General features: G+C 65.7%; 19 protein-coding genes. 5 read left to right on the top strand and 14 right to left on the bottom strand.

Going from position 1 to position 25,020, the window contains the following annotated elements:
- Nucleotides 1-5: 5 nt before the first annotated feature.
- The 11 genes from ABV518_RS06060 to ABV518_RS06010 all read right to left on the bottom strand — a co-directional run bounded on the left by ABV518_RS06060 (nt 6) and on the right by ABV518_RS06010 (nt 14,495).
- Entirely contained in the window at nt 6-698 is a 693-nt protein-coding gene (locus ABV518_RS06060; RefSeq protein ID WP_367765941.1) for a response regulator, read from the bottom strand.
- Nucleotides 695-2,053 (bottom strand): sensor histidine kinase, encoded by a 1,359-nt coding sequence (locus ABV518_RS06055; RefSeq protein ID WP_367765940.1) that lies wholly within the window; start codon nt 2,051-2,053, stop codon nt 695-697. Before ABV518_RS06055 ends, ABV518_RS06060 begins: the two co-directional genes overlap by 4 nt.
- Before the next feature lie 20 nt (nt 2,054-2,073).
- Nucleotides 2,074-2,973 (bottom strand): ABC transporter permease, encoded by a 900-nt coding sequence (locus tag ABV518_RS06050; protein WP_367765939.1) that lies wholly within the window; start codon nt 2,971-2,973, stop codon nt 2,074-2,076.
- Nucleotides 2,974-2,987: 14 nt separating this feature from the next.
- Nucleotides 2,988-3,950 (bottom strand): ABC transporter ATP-binding protein, encoded by a 963-nt coding sequence (locus tag ABV518_RS06045; RefSeq protein WP_367765938.1) that lies wholly within the window; start codon nt 3,948-3,950, stop codon nt 2,988-2,990.
- A 161-nt stretch (nt 3,951-4,111) separates the two neighbouring features.
- Complete coding sequence (locus tag ABV518_RS06040; protein WP_367765937.1) at nt 4,112-5,608, bottom strand: bifunctional phosphatase PAP2/diacylglycerol kinase family protein; 1,497 nt, start codon at nt 5,606-5,608, stop codon at nt 4,112-4,114.
- Between the two features lie 51 nt (nt 5,609-5,659).
- A complete protein-coding gene (locus tag ABV518_RS06035; protein WP_367765936.1) occupies nt 5,660-6,856 on the bottom strand; it encodes an MFS transporter in 1,197 nt (398 codons plus the stop codon).
- Nucleotides 6,853-7,626 (bottom strand): DeoR/GlpR family DNA-binding transcription regulator, encoded by a 774-nt coding sequence (locus ABV518_RS06030; protein ID WP_367765935.1) that lies wholly within the window; start codon nt 7,624-7,626, stop codon nt 6,853-6,855. The genes ABV518_RS06035 and ABV518_RS06030 overlap by 4 nt, the downstream gene beginning before the upstream one ends.
- Nucleotides 7,627-7,797: 171 nt before the next feature.
- Nucleotides 7,798-9,480, bottom strand: a complete 1,683-nt coding sequence (locus tag ABV518_RS06025) for an ABC-F family ATP-binding cassette domain-containing protein (RefSeq protein ID WP_367765934.1) — start codon at nt 9,478-9,480, stop codon at nt 7,798-7,800.
- A gap of 45 nt (nt 9,481-9,525) precedes the next feature.
- A complete protein-coding gene (locus tag ABV518_RS06020; protein WP_367765933.1) occupies nt 9,526-11,514 on the bottom strand; it encodes a penicillin-binding transpeptidase domain-containing protein in 1,989 nt (662 codons plus the stop codon).
- 82 nt (nt 11,515-11,596) lie between these two features.
- Nucleotides 11,597-13,036, bottom strand: a complete 1,440-nt coding sequence (locus tag ABV518_RS06015; protein ID WP_367765932.1) for a phytoene desaturase family protein — start codon at nt 13,034-13,036, stop codon at nt 11,597-11,599.
- A complete protein-coding gene (locus ABV518_RS06010) occupies nt 13,029-14,495 on the bottom strand; it encodes a glycosyltransferase family 87 protein (protein WP_367765931.1) in 1,467 nt (488 codons plus the stop codon). Before ABV518_RS06010 ends, ABV518_RS06015 begins: the two co-directional genes overlap by 8 nt.
- 172 nt (nt 14,496-14,667) lie before the next feature.
- On the opposite strand from ABV518_RS06010, the gene ABV518_RS06005 reads away from it, so the two are divergent.
- Nucleotides 14,668-16,194: a glycosyltransferase family 39 protein gene (locus ABV518_RS06005; protein WP_367765930.1), complete on the top strand. Its 1,527-nt coding sequence runs from the start codon at nt 14,668-14,670 to the stop codon at nt 16,192-16,194.
- Between the two features lie 54 nt (nt 16,195-16,248).
- Here the strand turns inward: ABV518_RS06005 and ABV518_RS06000 are convergent, their stop codons facing one another.
- From ABV518_RS06000 to ABV518_RS05990, 3 genes are all read right to left on the bottom strand, one after another.
- Complete coding sequence (locus tag ABV518_RS06000; protein WP_367765928.1) at nt 16,249-16,470, bottom strand: hypothetical protein; 222 nt, start codon at nt 16,468-16,470, stop codon at nt 16,249-16,251.
- A gap of 579 nt (nt 16,471-17,049) precedes the next feature.
- Nucleotides 17,050-17,619: a histidine phosphatase family protein gene (locus ABV518_RS05995; protein ID WP_131132377.1), complete on the bottom strand. Its 570-nt coding sequence runs from the start codon at nt 17,617-17,619 to the stop codon at nt 17,050-17,052.
- Nucleotides 17,620-17,630: 11 nt separating this feature from the next.
- Nucleotides 17,631-19,139 (bottom strand): CCA tRNA nucleotidyltransferase, encoded by a 1,509-nt coding sequence (locus ABV518_RS05990; RefSeq protein ID WP_367765927.1) that lies wholly within the window; start codon nt 19,137-19,139, stop codon nt 17,631-17,633.
- Nucleotides 19,140-19,298: 159 nt separating this feature from the next.
- Here ABV518_RS05990 and ABV518_RS05985 point away from each other — a divergent pair, with 159 nt between their 5' ends.
- From ABV518_RS05985 to trxB, 4 genes are all read left to right on the top strand, one after another.
- A complete protein-coding gene (locus ABV518_RS05985; RefSeq protein WP_242633288.1) occupies nt 19,299-19,847 on the top strand; it encodes an NUDIX hydrolase in 549 nt (182 codons plus the stop codon).
- A gap of 82 nt (nt 19,848-19,929) precedes the next feature.
- Nucleotides 19,930-22,035, top strand: coding sequence for a murein biosynthesis integral membrane protein MurJ (gene murJ, locus ABV518_RS05980; RefSeq protein WP_367765926.1), 2,106 nt, complete (start codon nt 19,930-19,932; stop codon nt 22,033-22,035).
- A gap of 173 nt (nt 22,036-22,208) precedes the next feature.
- Complete coding sequence (locus ABV518_RS05975; RefSeq protein ID WP_367765925.1) at nt 22,209-23,780, top strand: ABC transporter substrate-binding protein; 1,572 nt, start codon at nt 22,209-22,211, stop codon at nt 23,778-23,780.
- A gap of 250 nt (nt 23,781-24,030) precedes the next feature.
- A complete protein-coding gene (gene trxB / locus ABV518_RS05970; RefSeq protein ID WP_367765923.1) occupies nt 24,031-24,987 on the top strand; it encodes a thioredoxin-disulfide reductase in 957 nt (318 codons plus the stop codon).
- Nucleotides 24,988-25,020: the final 33 nt, after the last annotated feature.

The following is a 25,020-nucleotide window of genomic DNA, read 5'->3' as shown; positions in this document are numbered from 1 at the left end:
CCGCGTCAGTAATCCGGGTTGCTCGGCACTACCAGGCCGGTCTCATAGGCGTACACGACGGCCTGGACGCGGTCGCGCAGGTGCAGCTTGGTGAGGATGCGCCGGACATGGGTCTTCACGGTGGCTTCGGACAGGAAGTAACGGTGCGCGATTTCAGCGTTGGACAGGCCCTCGGCCATGGCCTCCAGCATCTCGGTTTCGCGGGGCGTCAGGTCCTCAAGCAACGGATCACGCGGTGCTGTGGCAGGGGCGGGCCGGGCAGCGCCGCGGACGTAGGTCTCCAGCAGCCGCTGCGTGACCCGCGGGGCCACCACCGCGTCCCCGCTGGCAACAACATGCACGGCGTGGATCAGCTCCGACGGCGCCACGTCCTTCAGCAGGAATGCGGACGCGCCGGCCTGGAGCCCCGCAAAGGCATATTCGTCCACGTCAAAGGTGGTGAGGATGATGATCCGGGCACAGGATCCGGATGCGGTGATGGCGCGGGTGGCCTCGATGCCGTCAAGCACGGGCATCCTGACATCCATCAGCACCACATCGGGGTTGAGCTCGCGGACCTGCCTGACGGCCTCCGCCCCGTCGGAGGCTTCCCCCACGATGTGGAGGTCGTCCTCGCCCTCAAGGATGAGGCGGAAGCCCATCCGCAGCAGCGGCTGGTCATCCACCAGCAGGACGGTTATCGGTTGGTTCTCGGTCACTTTTTGCCTTGCAGTTGGCGTGGACGGTTGGGCGGATCCGCGGGCTCGTCATCGGGACAGGTGAGCACGGCATGCACCCGCCAGCCCCGGCCGCTCCGCCCGGCCTCCACGGTGCCGGAGTAGATCCGGGCCCGCTCCGCCATTCCTGCCAGCCCCTGGCCTGACCCGGGAAAGCCCGGGCCGGAGCTGGAACCCGGCCCGCCGCCGTCGGAGGTTCCAGGGCCCGTGAGCCCGGTGCCGTCGTCGAGCACGTCAATGGTGACCTTTGCGCCAGCCCGGACAATTCCCACATCCACGCGCCCCAGCGACCTCCCGTAGCGCAGGACGTTCGTGAGCGACTCCTGCACGATCCGGTAGACGGTCAGCTGGAACGCTGCATCGTCGGGCAGCGCAGGGCCGGTGTGGGAGTAGTGCAGCGGCAGGCCCGCGGTGCGGAATCCTTCGAGGAGTTTGCCAAGGCTGTCACCGGACGCGAGGGGTTGCCGCGGCGCAGTCCCCGCTGCGTCGTCCCGCAGGACGCCAAGCACGCGCCGCATGTCCGCCAGGGCGTTCCTGCCCGTCCGGGACAGTTCACCCAGCACATCACCGGCGCGGTCGGGGCTTCTCCGAACCACGACGGCGGCGCCGTCCGACAGGCTGATCATCACCGTCAGCGAGTGCGCCACGACGTCGTGCATTTCCCGGGCGATCCGGTTCCGTTCGTTGACGGAGGCGAGGCTCGCGGTCCGGGCCGCCCAGGCGGCGATTTCCTGCTCATGCTCGCGCCGTTGCCGCACGGAGATGCCGATTCCCGTGGCGATGACGTTGGACAGGGCAATGGTTGCCCCGGTAGCGATACTGGTCAGGAGGTGGAAAGCACCCGGGTTGCCGCCGGCGTCGTGGACAAAGGAGTTCTCCATGGGCCCCACGGCGGCCAGCAGGTACAGGAGCGCCAGCGGAGCAGTGGCCACAGCCATCGTCACCAGCGCGAACCGGCGCGTGTGAACCACGGCCACCGCGTACAGCGAAAACCACAGGCCGGCCGAGACGTTGGACCCCCAGGGGTGAAGCAGCGTGACCGCCACTTCGACCACCGCGATGAAAGCCACCAGCGCCACGGGGTACGGGCGCCGGAAAAAGAGGGCTCCGGCCACGGCAAAGAGAAGCGCCGCGGCGAGCCACGAGCCCGACGTGACGGCGTCCGCCACGGTGGGAGCCACCAGCACGGCGTAGCTCAGGACCACCACACCGTCCATCACCCGGGGATGGTGGTACAGGTAGCGGCGGAGCAGGCCCCGGCGCTTGGCCGTGATTTCGGCGAAGGACGCGTCGGCCTGTCCGGCCGGCGCGTCCTTAAGTGTTGCCGCTTCGTTCATGGTCTGAGCCTAGCTCCAGCCTAGACGTCGCGTTTCTTCAGGACGATCATGGCCGGGATCAGGAACAGGAGAACGTAGCCCAGGAAGATCAGGCCGCCGTGCCAGGGATCGATGATGCCGTCGGTGTGGCCAATGGACAGGAACCGTCCGCCGGCTTCGCTGGGGATGTACTGCGGCACGTACTTCCAGAAGTCACCGGGGATGAAGGTCATGAAGCTCGCAGCGATGGACAGGACGAAGAACATGCCCACCAGCACAGTGATTCCGCCCGCGGAGTTGCGGAGCAGCGCGCCCAGTGAAAGACCGATCAGGGCCACGCCGGCAACATAGAGCCCGCCGGTGAAGATGCTGTATATGACTCCGTCGGTGGACCAGTCGAGGTCGAATCCCAGTCCCTGGAACACCGGCATGGCGATCAGGAACGTTGCCGCCGCGGCCACTGTGGTGATGACGTAGGAGATCACGGCGAGAATGATCGCCTTGGCCACAAAGGCCGGGGTCCGGCGCGGTACGGCGTTCATGGTGGAACGGATCATGCCGGTGGCGTACTCGGAGGAGATGAACAGGACGGCCAGGGAGCCCAGCACCAGGATGCCGATCTGCAGGCCGGCGTTGGGGAGGTTATAGAGATCAAAGCCTGAACCGGGCGGAAATGACTGCTCAAGCATTTCCGGGGTCATGGTCTGGCCCTGCTCCTTGGCAGTGTTAACCATTTGTTCCAGGAAGCTGTATCGGATCAGGACGGCGAGGGCGCCGACGCCGACAATGGCCGCGAGGGTCAGCAGGAGCAGGATCCGGGTGGACATCAAGGACCAGAGCTTGATCCATTCGGAGCGCAGGACACCGCCGAAGGTCACGCCGCGGGTTCCGGCCGTGGAGCGGGCGCGCGGCGGGAGCGGGGAAGTTTGGGTCTCAGTCATGGTGGTCATCGTCCTTACTTTCCTGCCGCTGCCGGGGCCCCAGCCGGGGCAAACGCGCCAGCAGGTCCGCCGGTCAGGTGTGAGTGGTATTCCACTTCGTCCTTGGTGAGGTCGAAGTAGGCGTCTTCAAGGGAGGACAGCTGCGGAGTGAGTTCGTAGACCAGCACGCTGTTGTCCAACGCCACCTGGGCGATCTGCCGCGAATCCATGCCGGTCACTTCCAGGGTTTCCGGCTCGTTCTGGTCCACTGTCACGCCGTTGCCGGCGAGCAGGGCGGACAGCTGTGTGGCGGCCGAGGTGCGGACGAGTGTCCGGACCTGGCGTGTGCCGGCGATGACCTCCTGCATGGTGGCATCGGCGATGATCTTACCGCGGCCGATCACGATCAGGTGGTCAGCCGTCTGGGCCATTTCGCTCATGAGGTGCGAGGACAGGAAGACGGTCTTGCCCTGGTTGGAGAGGTAGCGGACCAGGTTCCGGACCCAGAGAACGCCTTCAGGATCGAGGCCGTTGACGGGCTCGTCCAGGATCAAGGTCTGCGGGTCACCCAGGAGGGCGGCCGCGATGCCAAGGCGCTGGCCCATGCCCAGCGAGAATCCGCCGGCCTTCTTTTTGGCCACCGCGTCCAGGCCGGTCATTTCAATGACTTCGTGCACGCGCGCGGTGGGAATGTTGTGCGTTGCGGCCATGGCCCGCAGGTGGTTGTAGGCGCTGCGGCTGGTGTGGACCGCCTTGGCGTCCAGCAGCGCACCCACCTCGTGCAGGGGTGCCTTGTGTGCGGCGTAGGGGAGTCCGTTGACGGTCACAGTGCCCGACGTCGGCCGGTCCAGGCCCATAATCATGCGCATCGTGGTGGATTTGCCGGCACCGTTGGGGCCAAGGAAGCCCGTGACCTGCCCGGCCCGGACGGTAAAGCTGACGCCGTCGACGGCGGTCTTGCTGCCGTAGACCTTGCTCAGGCCTTTTGCCTCAATCATGGAATGTTCCTTCGAACAGCAGCCGGGGGCTGCGGGCTGCGGGGAAATGTGGTGTGCACCCTCCACGCTACCGACGGGGAACCCGGATTTCGCCGGTCTCAGGGATGATTCAGGGTTGAATCAGGGTAGTCCGCACGGATGATTGGGCTCCGACGCCGGCCTCAGGACTGCGGCGAGTAGTACGTCAGGCCGCGGCCGGCCACGCGGAATTCCGCCGACCGCACCCCGGCCAGGGCCTCGCCGTCGACAGCCAGGACCATGGGTGTCCCATCCGATTCGACACGGATGCTGGAGGCTTCGGTCAGGTGCGTGATCCGGGACGTGGCCACGGTTCCCGTCAGGACCGACCACAGCAGCCGCAGCCGGGCGAACGACTCATCGGCCGTGATCATGCGGACGTCGAGGACTCCGTCATCCATGACCGGCCGTACCAGCGGCGCGTGGTCCCGGGGGTAGTAGCGGCCGCGGCCGACGTAGGCGATCCAGAGCTTATGCCGCACTCCGTCCACGATCAGGGTGGTCGGTGTTCCCGCCGCGAAGGTCCGGAACATCGCCACCACGCCAGCGAGCGGTTTGCCCAGCGCGGGCTGCAGCATTTCGCGTCGCCGGACCAGGTTGGGATAGAGGCCAATGCTCGCGGTGTTCAGCATGATCAGTTCTGCCTTCTCCGGATTCCCGGCCATGCCCCGTTCGACGGTGACAATGCCTACATCCGCCATGGCGGCCTCGCCACGGCTGGCGGCGCCCACGGCCTCCTTCAGGCTGCCGATCCCTGCGTCACGGGCGAAGTGGTTGAGCGTGCCGCCCGGCAGGACCAACAGGGGCAGCGAATGTTCAATGGCGGCCGCCGCCGCGGTGCCCACGGTCCCGTCCCCGCCCCAGACTCCCAGGGCCACCGTTCCGGGGAAGGTGGCGGTGGCCTGGATTTCGGCCACGAGGTCCTCGCCGGCCTCCACCGTATTTATATGCGCCTCTGGGAATACTTCCTGGAGGGCGGCGGCTGTTTCGGCCGTAAACGATCCGCCGAGGGTGTTCACCACAATACTGAGCCCGGCACCGCCGGGCAGTGCCGGGGCAGGGGTCGACGTGCGGCTCACGTCAGGGAAAGGCGGGCGTACGGGCCACCATTTCCGGGTGACCAGGGCGGCGCCCGCACCGATGGCCGAGCCAAAGAACACGTCCGAGGGCCAATGCGCCCCGGTATGGACGCGCGAATAAGCAACGCCAGCGGCCACAGGCGCCAGGGCAGCGCCCAGCACCGGCTTGACCAGTCCGGCGCCCACTGCAAAAGCAATGGCGGATGCCGAGTGTCCCGATGGCATGGATGAACTCGTGGGCTGCGGATGCACGAACCGGAAGACGGGAAGGTGTTCCGGCAAGGGCCTGGCGCGGGGCAAAAGGGTTTTGAAGCCCACGTTGGTCACGGCGGACGCAACGGCCTGGGCGATCAGGCCATGGAGGGCTGCGCGGCGCGGTTTTCCGGGGAAGGCCGCCATGATGGCGGCAGCACCGATCCACAGCTTTCCGTGGTTGGCGGACGCGGACAGGCGCCGAAAAAAGACGTCATGGTTTCCGCCGGGGAACGCCGAAACCCCCCGGACCAGATGCCGGTCGATGCGGCTGATCAAGCCCTGTCCCCTGCGTCGCTTCCTCTGCATGACCCCACCCTACCGCCGGGAGCAATTCCCCCGCGGCAGGGTGGAGTGCAGCTATTTGGCGGGCAGCGGCTTCGCGGCGCCGGCCAGAAGCAGGGCAAGCAGGATCGGCGCGAGGATGGCCAGCAGCGCCAGGTGGATGCCGGTCAGGTCACCGAGGTAGCCCAGCAGCGGGGGACCGGCGAGGAAGGAAATATACCCCAAGGTGGATACAACCGAAACGCGTGCCGCGGCGTGCTTGGGGTCGTCGGCGGCGGCGGACATTCCCATCGGGAAAGCCAGGGCAGCCCCCACACCCCACAGCGCGGCACCGACGGCGGCCAGCCAGACGTTCCCGGCCAGCACAAACAGCAGCAGGCCCGCCGCGGCGGCAGCCATGCTGGCACGGAGGACAACCACCCGGCCATAGGCGTCGATGACCCTGCCGCCGACGAAGCGCATCGCTGTCATGGCCAGCACAAACAGGGCAAACATCAGGGCACCGGTGGACTCGGCAGTGCCAAGACCGTCCACGGAGGCCTTGGCGATCCAGTCGTTTCCTGCCCCCTCGGTGAGGGTTGCGCCAAGCACCACCACGCCGATCAGCAGCGTGCGTCCATCCCGCCAGGCGGAGGGTCCCTTGGCAGCCTTGGGCTCGCCGTCGGCAGGTGTTGCCGCGGCGATGTGCGGCAGGAAGTACCGCGGCGTCACCAGCGCCACCACGGCAACCACTCCGGCGACCACCAGGAGGTGGACCGGCAGCCCGACTCCGATGGTGGAGAGCCCGGCGCCGATCAGGGCGCCCACGAAGGCTCCGCCGCTGAAGGCGGCGTGGAACTGCGGCATGATGGTGCGTCGCATCTTGTGCTCAACGTCGGCGCCTTCGATGTTCTGGGAGACGTCCCAGAGCCCGATGCCGATGCCGAAGAAGAACAGGCACACTGCGGTGCCCGGAACGGATTCGGCCGACAGGCTCAATGCAATCCCGACGCCGGCCAGCGTCACCAGCATGCCGGCGGCGCGCACCGTGTTGGCGGTTCCGATCCTGCCCACCACGAGGCCCGCCGTCGGAAGCGCGAGGAGCGAGCCGACAGCGGTGCAGAGCAGGAGGGTGCCCATCTGGCCGGATGTCAGGTGCAGCGTCTCGGTGACGGCAGGGATGCGGGCAGCCCAGCTGGCGAAGACCAGTCCATTGATTCCGAAAACGATGAATGTGGCGGCCGCCGCCGCCTTGAGGGAGGGACTGGCCGTGGTGCGGGTGTTGGTGCTCATGCTTTCACTACTTCCACCGGGAGCTTGTTGAGGTGTGCGAGTTCTTCCGCACTGAGGTCTTTGTCTGTCACGATCACATTCACCGCATCAAGGGCGGCCACCAGGGCCACTGCGTTGGCGTTCCATTTGGAACCGGCGCAGGCCACGATCACGCGGGCGGCCGATTCGAGGCCTGCCCTTTTGACCGCCGCGTCTTCGAGGTCGTGGGCAAGGAGGCCGTCCTTGAGGTTCAGCGCGCAGGGTGTGACAACGGCCGTGTCGAAGCGCAGGGACCTGATGTTGGCCTCCGCGAGCGGGCCACGGAAGCACAGCTCCCCGGGGACCAGGCTGCCTCCGGGAAGGAGCAGGGCGGGCCGCCGGCCGGCGTTCGGATCGTCGTCGGTCACGGTGGTCAGGGAGCGCACGGACATGGGCATCAGGGTCAGCTCACGGCCGCGCAGGGTCCTGGCGATTTCCGTGGCTGTGGTTCCGCTGTCCAGCCAGACGTGTTCCCGGTCCCGGATCAGGCCAGCCACTGCCGCCGCGATCCTGACTTTGACGGCCTGGTCCTCGAGTTCGCGCTGCCCGTAGCCGGGGTTTTCACCGCGGACAATCAGGCTCCTGGCACCGCCATGGACCCGGCGCAGGACACCATGGGTAGCGAGCACTTCAAGGTCGCGGCGGATGGTGGCTCCGGACGCGTCGCAGGCCTCGGTGAGCTCATCCACCGAAACCTCGGCGCGGTGGCGCAGCAGCTCACCGATCAGCCGATGCCGCTCTTCCGTCTTCATGCTCAAATGCTAGCAAGTTTTGATCATTTAAACATTCGCCATGATCACTTGCCGCATCTTCCCAGCCACAGTTACCAACGCTCTATCACTTCCGGCAGGAAAAACGCCGATGCTCTCTCACCGGTGAGAGAGCATGTGCCAAAAACATGCAGGAAGTGAGCGAGGGTCCTGTTAGCGGACGCGCTCGACGCGCTTTTCGTCCCACACCGGCTCGGCGGATTCGTACACCTTGCCGTCGGAGCCGAACACCAGGAAGCGGTCAAACGTCCGGGCGAACCAGCGGTCGTGGGTCACGGCGAGGACGGTGCCTTCGAAGTGGTCAATGGCCCGTTCCAGCGCCTCGGCCGAGTGCAGGTCCAGGTTGTCGGTGGGCTCGTCAAGGAGCAGCAGCGTGGCCCCGGAGAGCTGCAGCAGCAGGATCTGGAACCGTGCCTGCTGCCCGCCGGACAGGGATTCGTACTTCTGCTCGGACTGCGAAGCCAGGCCATAGCCGTCCAGCGCGCCGGCAGCAGCCTCGCGCCCCAGTCCGGACCGGTGCTCGTCACCCCGGTGCAGGATCTCCAGCAGCGTCTTGCCCAGGAGGTCGGGGCGGACATGGGTCTGCGCGAAGAAGCCGGGACGGATGCGGGCGCCGAGCTTCACGGTGCCCTCGTGCGGCACCTCGGCGATCTCGACGTCGGACACCGGCAGGTGCTCACGCTCCGGATCCGTGCCGCCGGTGGCCAGCAGGCGCAGGAAGTGGCTCTTGCCGGAACCGTTCGAGCCGAGCACGCCGACCCGGTCCCCGAACCACACCTCGGTGGAGAACGGCTTCATGAGTCCGGTCAGTTCGAGCTTCTCCGCCACGATGGCACGCTTGGCCGTCCGGCCGCCCTTGAGCCGCATCTGCACGTTCTGTTCGATCGGCAGCGCCTCCGGCGGTCCGGCCTCGAGGAACTTCGCCAGCCGGGTCTGGGCGGCGTGGTAGCGGTTGGCCATATCGGAACGGAACGCAGCCTTGTTCTTGTACATGTTGACGAGTTCCTTGAGCTTCACGTGCTCCTCGTCCCAGCGCTTGCGCAGTTCCTCGAACCGGGCGTTCCGGTCCGCGCGCGCCTCCACGTAGGAGCCGAAGCCGCCGCCGTGGATCCACGCGCCGGCCCCGTTGATGCCCGGTTCCAGGGTCACGATCCGGCCGGCGGCGTTGTTGAGCAGTTCGCGGTCGTGGCTGATGAAAAAGACGGTCTTTTTGGACTCGTTGAGCTTGTCCTCGAGCCATCGCTTCCCCGGCACGTCCAGGTAGTTGTCCGGCTCGTCGAGGAGCAGCAGCTCGTCCGGTCCGGCGAAGAGGGCTTCCAGGACCAGGCGCTTCTGCTCGCCGCCGGAGAGGCTCGACGCCGGGCGGTGCTGCGCGCGGTCAAACGGCAGCCCCAGCGCGGCCATGCAGACCTCGTCCCAGACGGTTTCGACGTCGTAGCCCCCGGCGTCTCCCCAGTCCACGATGGCCTGGGCGTAGCGCATCTGGGAGGGTTCGTCGTCGTGCTCCACCATCGCGAGCTCAGCCTCGTCCACTTCGCGGGCAGCTGCCGCCAGCGCGGGCGGTGCCGCGGAGACCAGGAGGTCACGGACGGTTGAGTCGTCCCGGACCTGGCCCACGAACTGGCGCATGATGCCCATGTTCCCGGAGCGCCCGATGACGCCTTCATCCGGAACGAGGTCGCCCGAAATGATCCGGAACAGCGTGGTCTTGCCCGTGCCGTTGGGGCCGATCAGGGCCGTTTTGGTGCCGTCCGGGACCTTGAACGTCACACTGTTCAGCAGCTGGGTGCCGTCGGAAAGGAAGTAGTCAATACCGGAAACGTCTATGTGGGCCACGCGAACAATCTTCCCACGCCCACGCGGCGGCCCCCGGCAGCAGGGTCAGCCGGCGGCTGTGAGGAACTGCTTGAGCAGGGGACCGGACGTGGTGGCGCCGAGTCCGCCGTCCTCCACAAAGACTGCCACGGCGAGGTCACCGTGCACGGCCACGATCCAGGCGTGCGTTTTGGGCGGGTTCTCGTTGCCGAACTCCGCGGTACCGGTTTTGGCACCGACGGGCGCGCCCGGAACGGTTGACAGGAAGCCGGCGTGGCCGGACGTGACCACCGCCCGCATCATGTCGGATAGGGCAGCCGCCTCAGCGGCCGTGATCGGCTTGTCTGACGCCTGCGCGGGCGCTTCCGGGGTAACGGTCGACGACGGCGAACCGGCCTCCGCGGTCGGCTCGCCGGTGGCGCCTGCCGCGGCAGCGCCGGCGTCGGGGTTCAGCACGAGCTGCGGCGAGACAGGAGCGCCCTTGGCGACTGAGCCGGCCATGATGGCCGCTGCCAGCGGTGAGAGCAGCACCTTGCCCTGGCCGATCATCGAGGCCGCATGTTCGGTCCCGGCGGCCTCACCGGGAACCGAGCCGAGGAAAGCCGCAGCGCCAAGGGACGGCGCTTCCACTGCCACTCCCATGGCCATCGCGGCAGCCTCGAGCTGGGACTGGGACACGGTGTCACGTGCGGCGATGAAGGCCGTGTTGCAGGAGTGGGCAAAGGCATCGCGGAGCGTCACGGATCCCAATGATCCGGCGGGGTAGCCTTCGGCGTTCTTGAAAGTCCGGCCGTCCACGCTGAGCGTTGGGGTGCATTCGACCTTGGAGTCCGGCGTCAGCCCGTTCCGCAGCATGGCGAGTGAATCAACCATTTTGAATGTTGAACCGGGAGCGTACTGGCCCAGCATGGCGGTGTTGTAGCCATTGCTTCCCGGCCCTGATGCCGCGGCCAGTACAGCCCCGGTCGAGGGGCGAAGCGCCACGATCGCGGACGCCGGGCCGACACCCGCGAGCGTGGTCTCGGCCAGAGACTGGAGGGCCGGGTCAAGTGTTGTTTTCAGGGGCGTTCCGGGGGTGGGCGCCACCTGAAAGACGACCCTCCGGGGATCCGTGGCGGCAGCCCTGATCTGGTCAACAGTGAGGTCGGCCCGCTGGGCGCGGATCACAACGGCGTCCGTGCCGCGCAGCTGGGCGTCATACTCCTGCTGCAGTCCGCCGATGCCGGTGACGTCACCGGCGGTGAGAGCTCCGGCTGAGGCTTCGATCTGTTCAGCGGTGGCTTCGCCGACGGAACCGAGGACTGCGCGGGCGAACGTGCGGCTGGGTGCCAGCGGCACGGTGGCCGCAATGCCCCGGGCGCCGGGGATCTCGGCAATCTGCTGGTCCGTGATGGTGCGTCCCTCCTCGCGGAGGGTGATGGCAAGGACAAACGCTTCGGCGCCGGAGGCGGCAACCTGCTGGGCGTACCCGGCCGGGTCCACGCCCACCAGCTGGGCCAGCTTGGTGGCAGACGCGGCAGCATCGGCAGAACCGAGGCGCGGCTTATCGATGCCCACGTTCACTACGGGCCTGTAGGTCACCAGCTGGGCATCGCCGGCGCCGAGGATGTCAGCCCGCTGCGGCGACTGGGTGCCCTTAGTGAGAATCTCGCCTTCAGCAAGATCGGGTGCCAGGTCTGCCGGATCCCACACTGCCAGCCAGTCGCCGCCGGACTTCTTGAGTTCCGCCGAAACGGTGTATTTCCACTCCGCTGAGGCGATGTTCCAGGTGTAGTTCAAGGGAACGGTGGCAGTGTCCCCGTCCAGCGTGAGCTCGCCGGCTTCCACGGAAGGTTTGTCCGGCTCGAGTGCCTTGAACACTTCCTTGAGCTGCTCATTCACAGCGGCCGAGTCGCGGCCTTCAAAGGCGACCGGGCCGACGTCGAGGGCGGCAAAGGCCGAGGCAAGCTGCTTCGCCGCGGCTTCCGCGTCCCCCCGCCCGTCGTCGCAGGCGGCCAGCGAGGCGCCGATAATGATTCCAACCATGGCAAGTGACAGTTTTTTTGAGTTCCCCACGGCGCCATTATGCCCCGTCTCGGCCATCAAGCAGCGCGAACGTACAGTTCGCGCCGAAAAAGGGAGGGGACGGCAAGAACGCCTAAATCCCGAGAGCGGGAACCTTCAAACCAAATATGTCCTTCAAGGCATATTTCGCTGCATAGAAGCCCGGCATGCCGGTTACTCCCGGGCCGGGGGGCGTGGAGGAGGAACACAGGTAGACGCCTGGAAGCGGCGTACGCCAGGGGACCGGCGAAAGAACTGGCCTCTGGATCAGTCCGCGGACGTCCATCAGGCCGGCGCTGAAGTCGCCACCCACATAGTTCCGGTTGTAGTTGGCGAGTTCCGCCGCGGTGGTCACATGGACCTGCACCACGAGGTCGCGGAATCCCGGCGCGAAACGCTCCAGCTGGGCGGTGACGGCCTCGCCCATATCCCGAGTGGATCCGGCCGGCACGTGGCAGTAAGCCCACAGCACGTGGTGCCCGGCGGGCGCGCGGCCGGCATCAAAGCGCGACGGCTGGGCAACCAGCACGTAAGGGCGCTCCGGATGCTTCCCGGCGCTCACCTCGTTTTCGGCGTCGGCCAACTCGGCGCGGGTGCCGCCCACGTGCACCGTTCCGGCGTCGGCCAGTTCCTTGGCTACCCAGGGAACCGGCCCTGACAGGATGTAGTCCACTTTGCAGGAACCGTTCCCGTAGCGGAATGACTCCAGCGACTTCCGGTATTTACCGGGCAGGTCGTCGCCGGCCATGTCGAGCAACCCGCGTGGGGCCACGTCCAGCAGCGTTGCCCGCGTTCCGCGTAGTTCCCTGAGGCTTTCCACCGGCCGGTTCGTGTGGATCACGCCGCCGTGGGCGCGGATGTCGTCCGCCAGTGCGGCGGCAATCGACGCCGATCCGCCCAGCGGGATCGGCCAGCCCTGGGCGTGGGCCAGGGCATTCAGCATCAGGCCGGCACCTGCGGCGGCCAGCGAGGGCAAATGCGACACCGCATGTGCCGCCACGCCGCTGAGCAAAGCGGGAACGAGGTCTTCCCTGAACCGCAGATTCCACAGGCCCGAGCCCTGCTCCAGCGTCCGCAGCCCGAAGATCGCGGCCGCGACGGGGTCCTTGGGGATCCGGAGGAGCTGATGCTGGGTCAGGTCCATCACGCCTCCGATGCGGCTGACAATCGGACCCATCAGGTTCCGGTAGGCCACGCCGTCCCGCCCAAGACCCTGAACGGTCCGGTCCAGCGAATGGTAGGCAAGGGCAGCACGCCCGCCGTCCAGCGGGGACCCGAAAGACAGTTCCGGAACCACCAGTTCCACCCTGCGGGCCAGTTCGAAAGCGCGGAAAAACGGCGAGGCCAGGGCCATCGGATGGACCGCCGAGCAGATGTCGTGGACGTGCCCGGGCAGCATCAGCTCGGTAGTCCGGGTGCCGCCCCCGAGGGTCCCGGCTGCCTCAAAGACTTCCACCTGCAGTCCCGCGCGCGCCATTACGGCCGCCGCTGCCAGGCCGTTGGGACCGGATCCGACGACGGCGACCTCAGGCATGGCTCTTTGCCCGCCAGGGAAGGACTGATTCAGCCGGGCGGAAGATATTGAGCCTCGCCCGGTCCGGTGCGCCATCAAAGGGGCCGCCCTGGGGATCGTCGAGGTCATGCCGGCGGACAGGATCGTAGCCAGGGTCGTAGATATCCCATACAACACGGGCCATAAGATATGCCGTTGCCAGCATATGGCCGGCCACTGCGAGGACGTAGTACGGCATATCAATGTTGTGCTGGGAGGAGCCCCCGCTGGTCACCTGTCCCAGGTACATCCAGATGGCGGCCCAGTGCAGGCCCTCAATGCCCTGCCACACAAGGAAGTCGCGCCAACGCGGCCTGGCCAGGGCGAGGAGGGGAATCAACCAGATCACGAACTGCGGGGAATAGACCTTGTTGGTCAGGATGAATGCAGCCACGATCAGGAAGGCCAACTGCGCAAGCCGTGGCCGCCTCGCCGCCGTCAGGGCAATGACTGCGATGCCTACGCAGGCCAGCACAAAAAGGTTGAGGGCCAGGGCGTTGATGACTTCGGCGTCCAGGACCCGCCAGCGGAGCCTGGCTGCCACGAGGTTGTACGCGAACCACGGGGAACTGTAGCCGGCCGGGCGGTCCTCCGTGAACTGGTAGAAGTACCGCCAGCCAGAAGGGTTCATCATTGCGATGGGTACGTTGACGGCCAGCCACGCAACGAGCGCTGCGCCGGCCGTGACCAGAAACGTCCGGATCTTGCCCGTCCGCAGGGCAAGGAGCAGGATGGCACCGAAAATGAGGACGGGGTAGAGCTTGGTGGCTGTGCCCAGGCCGATCAGGATGCCGGCAAGCACCAGCCGTCCCCGTGAGAAACACAGCATGCCAAGCGCCAGGAAGCCTACTGCCCACATGTCCCAGTTGATGGTCCCGGCAAGGATGATGCCGGGCGCCAGCGCCACCATGGCCGCGTCCCACGGCCGCCGCTGTGACATCCGTGCGGTGGCCAGCACGGTAACAATCCAGACGGCGGCGATCAGCGTGGCGTTGACGTCGAAGTAGCCGAGGATCCTGGCGTCGCTGACTCCCTGGCCGGGAACAAGCCAGGCCGTGGCACCGGCGATGAGTCCCATCAGGACGGGGTATTCGAACAGGCTTCCCTGGCTGAAGAAGGGGAAGGTGCCGTCCCCGAGGCCGCGGTTGCGGAAGAGTTCCGGAAAGTCCGAATAGCACGTGGAGTAGAACTGGCTGGGGGACTCCCACCCGTTGGCGCGGCAGTAGCCCTTGATCAGAATGCCTGCAAGGGCCGCCAGCACCGTGAGGATGATCAGCACCCGCTCAACGGTAAACACGCCGGGGGAGACCAGCCCGGGCGCGGAGCGTGAGCCCATAGGCCCGCCAATCAGTTCTGTGAAGTTCCTCAACAACAGGTCGCTGCGGCTGGGAACAACCAGGCGGGCGCGGCGCGGGGGCGCCGGCGGCTTCGTCTCCTGCATGCCTTCGAGCTTACCGGGGTGTTGCGGACCCGTAGTTGTCCCCCATGCACCCGTGTATCGTCGATTCGGTACGCCGAGGACAGTTCCGGCGGTCTTTTGCGAGAACTTCATGGGGGAGCGGGCCTGGGGTCGGCCTGTTCCACGACACGACTGACCTCGAGGGAACACTGTGTTGAATCAGCCGCCGGACGCGCCGGAACTACAGCAGCGGCGCCGCGTTGCGCGGCCGATGGAACGGCGGCTGCCGGATGTAAGCCAGCGCTGGACGGGACCACTCGCCGTCGGGTTGTTGGCTTTCTGCGTCGCTTTTGTTGGCTTGTGGATTCCCTCTTTCTGGGATGACGAGATCGCCACGATCTCCGCCGTCGACAGGACCCCTGCCGAACTCCTGGTTCTCCTGCAGTCCGTCGACGCAGTCCACGGACTGTATTACTTCCTGATGCACGCCTGGACGTCTGTCTTCGGTTTCTCGGAGATCGCCATGCGGACACCATCAGCGCTGGCCGTCGGCCTCGCGTGCGCCGGGACGGTAGTGATTGGACGAAAACTGGGGTCCAACGCCCTGGGCCTTACCTCCGGGCTGGTCCTGGCAGTGCTGCCCCGCATGGTGTGGGCGGGGACCGAAGCCCGGCAATCGGCACTTACGGCCCTGCTGGCCGTCATCCTGACCCTCCTGCTGCTGCGTGCGTGGAAATCCAACCGGGTCCTCGACTGGGTTCTCTACGGCATCTGCGCGATCATTGGCGTCTGGATGTTTATGTTCTTTGTGCTGGCGGTAGCGGCCCACGCCTTCGCGGCCATCCTGCTTCGTCGCCGGCCCATCGCGACGGCCATTGCCTGCGCAACCGTCGGCGCCGGCGTCCTGCCTTTCCTTCTCTTCGCCCTGGGCCAGAAGGCCCAGGTGGCATGGATCGAAAACAGGTCCCTGGCGCAAACGCTGAGCACGGCAGCCGTTAAGCAGTTCTTCTATGGAGAAGACCGCCCCACGGGGAACCTTCCGCCGCAATGGGTCCTGGCTTTCGTTGCGCTTCTGGGCATCCTTGAGGTCGGCCTGGTGGTCTGGGGTCTCTGGACCGCCAGGAAGCTACCTCAGACACGCACCCTGGTGGTTCTGTGCCTCGTGGGTGTTGCCCTCCCCATCGCAGGCCTCGCATTGGTGAGCGTTGTTGCCCAGCCGGTATACGTGGCCCGGTATCTCACGTTTACCGCCCCCGCCTTCGCCCTGCTGGTGGGCCTGGGAATCGTCAGCATTCCTGCCCGGCGGGCATGGCTGCGCTATGCCGCCGTCGCCGTCGTGGTTGTCGTGAGCCTGGTTCCACAACTCACCCTCAAGAGCCTGGTAAATGAACCGCCGGATACCGAGCGAAAGATAGGGGCTCAGGTAGCAACGAACGCCAAAGCGCCGGCAGCCATGGTCTTCGAGCATGACTACCTTCGGGACATGACCATTGCCTATCCTGACGACTTCAAAAATGTCCAGGACCTGTCGCTTGCCAAGAGCCCCGCGGAATCAGGAACACTCTGGGGCGAAAACGAAGCTGTCACGCCGGAGGAGCTGTCCGGCAAGGGAACCGTATGGTTTATCGGAGACGCAGTCGACGCACCCGACGATCTTTCGGCCTTCACTTCGGCTGGCTGCATGGAGACGCAAAACCAAGCCTATGAGCGGATGCACATCGTCGAATTCGCCTGTCCGTAAGCGCCGGGGCCCACGCGTCGCCGCGCAGGCCCCGGGCCGAAGGGTCCCCCGCCGTCAGCGCAGTCCGCCCACGTGCTGGTGCAACAGGACGAATACGTCCTCGCGTTGCTGTTCCAGGAGCTGCCCGTTGAATTTGCGGTGTTCGTAGCTGACTGGCTGGCGCAGGGCGAACAGAGCCTTCGTGATCTTCTTGATCATGGTGGTCACCTCCTTTCGATGCCGGCTGGCTGCCACGGTGGACTGCCTGGACTGCGGTTTTGCCACTGCAGTGGTCATTGAATGTTTCCTTGCGTTCGCAGGAATGAAATTGGGCATGGCAAATAGAGCCAATTAGTGTCGAGACAATAAAGGCGCAGAATAGGCATAAGAATGCCCGGTGTTAATTAGTGGTTCGCGAATGCGAAAATAGGCCCCTGAAACAGCAGTGCTGCAGACCCCAACAAGAAGCCAGGTTCCGAATTATGGGGATGCTGCGTCACCGCGTGGTTCCGCCTTGACAGTGTGCCGACAGGAACCATCCCGAAGGACGGTCATGAGGAATACCTCAAACTCCACTGATGCCGCCGTCGGGCGGAGTCAGGAGCAGGAAGGCTTAGGAGTCGGACGCTCCGTAAAGATGGCGCGCAAAAGCAACAGAGGCCGGGGCCGCAGTGATGGTCATCTTCCATCCGCTAGTCAAAGTAATCATTTCTCCCAACCTCCTTTTCTGCTATGCCGCTGCCCAGGCCGACTGGCCAGGCAACGCGCGCCGTAACCCCGGCAAACCGCTCTGGGGTTAGAAATAAAATTACACTATAAATGCGGCCGCTGACTACTTAATTCGTAAAAGTTTTTCAAGGAAATTTATGAATGGCCTTAGAGGCCCCAGCGGACAATTGCCGGAGTCTTCTTATCCCAGCCCAAAGTGCAGACTTTAGCGGTCCCGAGAATGAAGTGGCGTCCTTCTGTGGGGGCCAGTTCAAGCCAGCGGGCCGTAAGGATCCGCGAAAAATGGCCATGGGCGACAATCAGCACGTTGTCCAGGCCCGATTCGAGGACCCTCGCCACGATCTTGTCAGCACGGGCAGCCACCTCATCCAGGGTTTCCCCGTTGGGCACGCCGTGGGTCCAGATCAGGTAGTCGGGGTTGTCCTTGCGGATCAGGTCGGAGCTGATGCCCTCATAATCCCCGTAGTTCCACTCCACGGCGAGCGGCTCGTGCTGGGCGTCCGGGAATCCTGCCAGTTCGGCGGTGCGCCGGGCGCGGCGCAGGGGGGAGGTCAGTACCAGGTCGAAGTCCACCTGGTCCAGCACTTTGCGGGCCTCCACGGCCTGCTGCTCGCCTTCCACCGTAAGGGGAAGGTCGGTGAGGCCCGTGTACTGGCCGCTCTTGGACCACTCGGTCTCGCCGTGGCGCAGGATCCAGAGCTGGGGGCGGGGGGTCATGGCAGAGATGGTCACTTGGGCTCCTCGGTAGCGGAAAGTTCGACGGCGGCGGGAGGCTCGTCGGCCTCCGGAACGGGAGATGCTGCTTCAGGCTGCTCCGCCCACCAGGCAAGCAGCCTGGCCTCAGCGTCATCCGGCTGCAGCGGACCGTGCTCCATCCGTTCCTCCAGGAGGAACTTGTAGGCGCGGCCAACGACTGGTCCTGGTTTGAGGCCAAGGATTGCCATGATCCGGGCGCCGTCGAGGTCCGGCCGCACGGCTTCCAGGGATTCCTGCTCACGCAGGGCGGCGATCCGGGCTTCCAGGTCGTCGTAAGCGAAGGCGAGGCGTTCTGCCTTGCGCTGGTTGCGGGTGGTGACGTCCGAACGTGTCAGCCGGTGCAGCCTCTCCAGGAGGGGTCCGGCGTCTGTCACGTAGCGCCGGACGGCAGAGTCGCTCCAGCCGGCGTCCCCGTAGCCGTAGAAACGCATGTGCAGCTCCACCAGGCGGGCCACGGCCTTGATGGTGTCGTTGTCGAACCGCAGGGTCTTCATCCGCTTCGCCGTGAGCTTGGACCCCACCATGTCGTGGTGGCGGAAGCTGACCGCACCGCCCGGTTCAAAGCGCCGCGTAGCCGGCTTGCCGACGTCGTGCATCAGTGCCGCAAACCGCAGCACAAAGTCCGGAGCCGGCACGGCGCCGTCGGCCCCGGTTTCCAGTTCAGCCGCCTGCTCAAGTACCTGCAGCGAATGCTGGTACACGTCTTTGTGGCGGTGGTGCTCGTCCGATTCAAGCCGCAGGGCGGACACTTCCGGCAGCACGAACTCCGCCAGGCCAGTCTCCACCAGCAGGTCCACGCCCACCCGGGGGTGGGCACCGCAGATCAGTTTGACCAGTTCATCGCGTACGCGTTCGGCGGAGATGATGGTGATCCGCTCGGCCATCTGGCTCATGGCCACGCGGACGTCGTCGTGCACCGAGATGCCCAGTTGGGACGCAAAACGGGCGGCGCGCATCATCCGGAGCGGATCGTCAGAGAAGGAGGCTTCCGGGGAGCCGGGGGTCGCCAGGACAGAGCCGTGGAGGTCACGGACGCCGCCGAACGGGTCGATAAGTTCCAGCGAGGGCAGGCGCAGGGCCATGGCGTTGATGGTGAAGTCCCGGCGCAGCAGGTCATCGGTCAGCGAGGAACCGAACGCCACCACGGGCTTTCGCGACTCGGGATCATAGGCCTCGGCCCGGTACGTGGTGATCTCGATCTGGAAGCCGGCTTTGCGCATGCCGATGGTTCCAAACGCCCGGCCGATTTCCCAGAAGTTGTCCGCCCACTTCTTAATGAGCGCCACGGTCTGGTCCGGCGTGGCATCAGTGGTGAAGTCCAGGTCCGGCGACGTCCGTCCCAGGAAAAGGTCACGGACCGGCCCGCCCACCAGCGACAGCTCATGGCCGGCGTCGACAAAGCGCTGGCCGAGCTCCAGGACCACCGGGTCAACCTGGAAATCGACGGTGTGGGAATCAGTCTTGTGATGTGCGTGCGCCATAGTTACTTAAGCTTGGCAGAAACCAGAGCGTTGGCAGGCCAAAATCGGGTGAAGATCACGCCTATTCGTCCGCGCACTGGCAAAGTGCGTCATACGCAGTCCATCTTGATGTCATGTTCCGGTCATCAGGAACGGGCAAGAGTCGTTAGAGTGGACTTCATGGCCCATCCCGTACCGAGCGCTCCCGGCAGGAGGACAAACCCACCGTTGCCGTCGGCAATCGGTGCCCATGTCGCGCCCGCCCAGCATTCGGCCCCGGCCTCGCTGCCCACCGTCGAGGAAATTTCCGCCGGCGGCGTAGTGGTGGACACATCCGACGGCGACCTCAAGGTTGCGATCATCGCCCGCCTTAACAGGGGCGGACGGCTGGAGTGGTGCCTTCCCAAGGGCCACCCGGAGGGCAAAGAGAACAACGAACAGGCCGCAGTCCGCGAAATTGCCGAGGAAACAGGCATCGAAGGCGACATCCTGGCGCCGCTGGGCAGCATCGACTACTGGTTTACGGTCAGCGGACACCGCGTGCATAAGACGGTGCACCACTACCTGCTGCGTGCCACCGGCGGCGAGCTCACCATTGAGAACGATCCAGACCAGGAAGCCGTGGACGTGGCCTGGGTCCCCATCCAGGAGCTCGCACGGAAGCTTTCCTTTCCCAATGAACGGCGCATCGCCGACCTCGCACGGGAAGTCCTGCCCGAACATCTTTGAGCAGCCCCTGCAGCGCGCCTCACGGCCTGCAGTGCCTGCCGCGTTGCGGCATTAAGGGCGCCCGGGTGAGACGATGAAGTCGATGTCAGCTACCAACTTCCCTTCCGACAAAGCGCGCGGCGCCGCCGGTGAAACCGAGCCGAGCGCTGCCCAGCCCGGCGAAGCCCGCTCCAGTGCCATCATGGCCGCCGGAACGCTCGTTTCACGCTTCCTGGGCTTCGGCAAGACGTGGATGCTGGGGGCTGCCCTGGGGCTGAGCTCCACAGTCAACGACACGTTCATCAACGCCAACAACCTGCCCAACCTGATCTTCCTGCTGGTGGCCGGCGGTGTGTTCAACGCTGTGCTGGTCCCGCAGATCATCAAGGCCAGCAAGGCGCCGGACAGGGGAGCGGACTACATCAGCCGCCTCCTCACCCTTGCCGTCCTGCTGCTCCTGGGCCTGACCGCCCTGGTCACCCTGGCGGCGCCCGTGATCATCGACCTGACCACCCAGGGATACTCGCCGCCACAAAAGGCGCTGGCCATCGCGTTCGCGTTCTGGTGCCTGCCACAGATCTTCTTCTACGGCCTCTACGCCCTTTTGACGCAGGTGCTGAACGCCAACGGAGCCTTTGGGCCGGCCATGTGGGCGCCCATCCTGAACAACCTCGTGGCCATCGGCGGCCTGGGAACGTTCATCTGGATCTACGGCGCCAACGAGGCCAACCCGCACACACTGGATAACTGGGGCCCCTCGCAGACGCTGTTTGTGGCCGGCTTCTCCACCATCGGGGTGGTGGCCCAGACGGCCATCCTGCTCATTCCGGTGTTCCGGCTCAAACTCGGCCTCCGCCCCCGGTTCGGGTGGCGCGGAGTGGGACTCGGCCAGGCAGCAAAGCTGAGCGTCTGGACCCTGCTGACCGCCGCCGTCGGGCAGCTTGCCTTCCTGTACGTCATGAGGATCGCGACCATCCCGGGCGCGGAACGCCTCCGCCTGGAGCAAGCTGGCGATCCTGCGGCCGATTTCCTGCCCGGAAACGCCGTGCTGGAAGTGGCCAGCCAGCTGTATCTGCTGCCGCACTCCATCATTGCGTTGTCCCTGGCGACCGTCCTCTTTAACCGGATGACCCGCGCCTCCCAGGACGGCAACAAAGCCGAGCTCCGCGATGCCCTCTCCCACGGGCTCCGCACGATGGCCGTCGCCACGGTCTTTGGTGCCCTTGCCCTGTTTGCGCTGGCCGGGCCGCTGGGCATGTTCTTCTCCGGCGGCGACAAGCAGGACGGCGTGATGCTGGCGCAAACGCTGACCATCCTCGCCCTGAGCACACCGTTCATGAGTGCCAATTTCATGATGTCCCGGGTGTTCTATGCCAACGAGGATGCGCGGACGCCGTTCTACATCCAGCTCCTTTTGGCCGTGGTCTACGTCGCCGGCGCCTTCGCCATCCAGTTCCTGCCGGTGGGCCAGGTCATTTACGCCATTGCCATCCTCTACATGGTGGGCAACATCCTCTCGGTGGTGATCAGCGCCTATTTCCTGCGCCGGCTCCTGGGCCACCTGGACGGCCCGCGGATCGCCAACTCCTACATCCGCATGGGGTACGCGGGCCTCGGTTCGGCTGTTGCCGGTTCCGGCGCCCTGTGGCTCATGGGCAGCTACAGCCCGGACGGCTTTGCCTGGAGTGACAGGCTCCCTGCCCTGGTGACGGTCATGGTTGTGGGGCCGGTGATGCTGGTGGCCTACCTCTTCCTGCTGAAGGTCTTCCACGTATCTGAGCTTCGCGACCTGCTCCGCCCGCTGCTGGGACGGCTGGGCCGTACCGCCGGTCCCGATGGCACCGGCCCGGGGACCCCGCAGTCGTCCGGTTCCGGGGGAGCCGCCTCTGGAACGGAACGTACGACGCCGGAACGCGCCACGGTCTCGGTGGACACCGGCCTCATTCCCCGGATTTCCGGCGAGTTCGATGCCGTCTCCTTCCGGGCCGGTCCCGTGCCGGAAGCTGCGCCGGAACGCGCCGCGGATCCCGCGCTTCCTGTGGATGCCGTTGGCGGGTCCGAGGGCGGCTACCTTCCTGCCGAGGACGTGCCAGGCACAGCACGGGGCGGCCTGCTCCGCGATGAGATCCCGCTGCCGGGCCGGCGGACCTTTCAGGGGCAAGCCGGGAAGAACCCCCATTTCAAACCGCGGCGGCCCCGGAAAAAGTGATATCGCCAGGGTGTTTGGCTGCCTGTCTCCACCGGCCGCCACGGCCCATCGGCTAGGATCGAAAGTGAACAAGGGTTGTTGCACTCAAGCGTCAGCCGGCCCGCCGGCAGGCGCTCGAACGGCGGTGGCATCATCCACCCACCGGCAATTCCCGGACAGTCTAGGAGGAACACGTGTCCCACCCGATCGATGTTGGATCAGTACTCGGCGGCCGGTACAAGGTCACTGCCACCGTATTGACCTCACACGACCAGGATCTGGTGCTGGACGGGGTGGACCAGGTTCTCAACCGGCCGGTCAGCATTCTGGTTGCCGGACCGGACAATACCGAGCAGGTTGCCCAGAGCGCCCGTGAAGTTGCCACCGGTGAGCGGCCGGGCACAGTCCAGGTCCTTGACCTGGGCGTCACCGAGGCCGCCACCTACCTGATCACCAACCACACGTCGGCCGCCGACCTGCTGGACCTTGTGGTCGCCTCGAATCCGCCGTATGTGGAGCCGTTCTTCACGGACACGCTCGGCAGCGAAATCTTTGGTCAGGCACGGTCACACGAGCCGGAACCGTACGACGACGAAGAGAACGTCGACGCCGGCTACATCAGCTATTCGGATAGCCACCCGAACCAGGTTGACCCCTATCGGACCAACCAGCCGGTGGTTCCGCCCCGTCCGCCCGTCCGGCCGGCGTCGCCCCCTTCTGCCGGTGCTGCAGGCGCTGGTATCGCTGCTGCCGGCGGTGCTGCAGCAGGAGCAGCCGCTGCGGGCGCAGCGTCCCAGCAAGCCACGGCCCCCCAGCCCGTCCAGCCGCGCGGCCAGAAGCCGGCCGTTCCGGCAGCCGGGACAACCGGTCCCGTGGACAGCGCCACCTCGGCTTCACCGAAGGTCTCGCTGTGGAACGAAGAGGACTACGGCTACGCGGCAGGCGATCAGGACGCCGCCTACGACGAGCCCGTCGAAGCTGCCGCGCCGCCACGCCAACCGGACCGCTCCGCCGGAAACTTCCCCGCTCCCGCCCGCTCTGCCGCGCCCGCCAAGGCAGCAACGTCCACGGCCTCCGCGGATGCGCCCAGTGACTACTACGACGACGATGAGCCCGAGCGAGAGCCCCGCTCCATGCGCTGGCTGGTGGGCGGTCTGCTCGCGGTGGTGCTCATCGTTGGCCTGGTTTTCGCGGTGACAAACCTTGGCAGCCTGTTCCGTTCCGATCCGCAGGCAAACACCGCAACCACCGGATCCACCACAGCCCCGTCGGATTCCAGTACGGCCAGCCCTACGGCGTCCTCGGCTGCACCTGCCGCACCGCCGGCCATCGAAGGCATCACCCGCCAGGGCGATTTCGACTTTGCCGCTACGTACGACGTCGACCTGGTCAAGGCGTTTGACGGCAACGCAGCCAGCTACTGGTCTGACATGGAGTTCGCCACGGAAGGATGGGGCGGGCTTGCCCCCGAGGGTGTTCCGCTGTTCATCAAGCTGAAGAGCAAGGCCACCATTTCCTCCATCACGCTAAGCCAGCTCGGCGCTTCCGGCGGCAACATCAGCGTCTTCACCAACGACCGCCCGTCGCTGGACGGCGCCAAGCAGGTGGGGAGCAACAGCTTCACCTCCACCGATCTGACCATGCCCCTGGCAGCACCGGTCCAGGCCCAGTACGTCATTGTGTCCATCAAGACCCTGCCCAAGCTGGCCGCTCCGAAGACACGCTACGGCTACGGCATCCGGCTGGCAGAGATAAAGATCCAGTAGTTCGCCCATCGCGGCCGCGATCGAGCCGCGCCCGTCACCTTAGGGGAATCACTCCGGGGGGTAACAGGCGCGGCTCTGCTGTCTCCAGACGGTAATCTGGTAAGGCGTCGTTGTTGGGGTGGCTCCAATACTGTCCGCGGACGGTCCCTTCGTTTGCCGGCGCCCGGAATATTCAGCATCACGATTCAGTTGTGCCATGTGGCCGCCTCCACGGGCAGGGCCATCGATATAGGAAGAGGTTCACCGTTCAGTGAGCAACGCAGAAAACACCGCGTCCGAAGTACGTGATGTCATCATCGTCGGCTCGGGCCCGGCTGGTTACACGGCAGCCGTCTACACGGCGCGTGCCAACCTCAAGCCCTTGCTGCTGGCGGGTTCAGTCACCGCCGGCGGAGAACTGATGAACACCACCGACGTCGAGAACTACCCGGGGTTCCCCGAGGGCATCATGGGGCCGGACCTTATGGAGAACTTCGAGAAACAGGCCGCACGCTTCGGTACGGAAATCCAGTTTGAGGATGTCACCGCACTTCAGCTTGAGGGCGACGTCAAGACCGTCACCATCGCTACCGGTGAAACTTTCCAGGCACGCGCCATCATTCTCTCTACGGGATCCGCTTACCGCGAGCTGGGACTGCCCAACGAGAAGCGCCTTTCCGGCCACGGCGTGAGCTGGTGTGCAACCTGCGACGGTTTCTTTTTCAAGGACCAGGACATCGCGGTCATCGGTGGGGGAGACTCCGCCATGGAGGAAGCGCTGTTCCTGACCAAGTTTGCCAAGTCAGTTACGGTGGTCCACCGCCGCGATTCGCTCAAGGCCTCGAAGATCATGGCTGACCGCGCACTGGCCCACGAAAAGATCAGTTTCGTGTGGAACAGCACGGTGGACGATGTGATCGGCGAGAACAAGGTGACGGGCCTGAAAATCAAGAACCTCGTGGACGGATCCGTAACGGACCTCGCGGTTACCGGCGTCTTCGTGGCAATCGGCAACGACCCGCGCACTGAACTCGTCAAGGACGTCCTGGAGATCACTCCCGCCGGGACCATCGCCGTTGAGGGCCGCAGCTCCAAGACAACCATCGCTGGTGTGTTCGCCGCCGGCGACGTCGTGGACCCCACGTACCGTCAGGCCATCACGGCCTCCGGTTCGGGCTGTGTAGCCGCCATCGACGTGGAGCACTACCTCGCAGATCTTCACGCGTAATCCGCGTACCCACCCTTCGAAGAGAGAGACAAG

The organism is Arthrobacter sp. HS15c (assembly GCF_040812005.1).
Taxonomy (GTDB): Bacteria; Actinomycetota; Actinomycetes; order Actinomycetales; family Micrococcaceae; genus Arthrobacter.
This window is presented reverse-complemented; position numbering and strand designations above follow the sequence as displayed.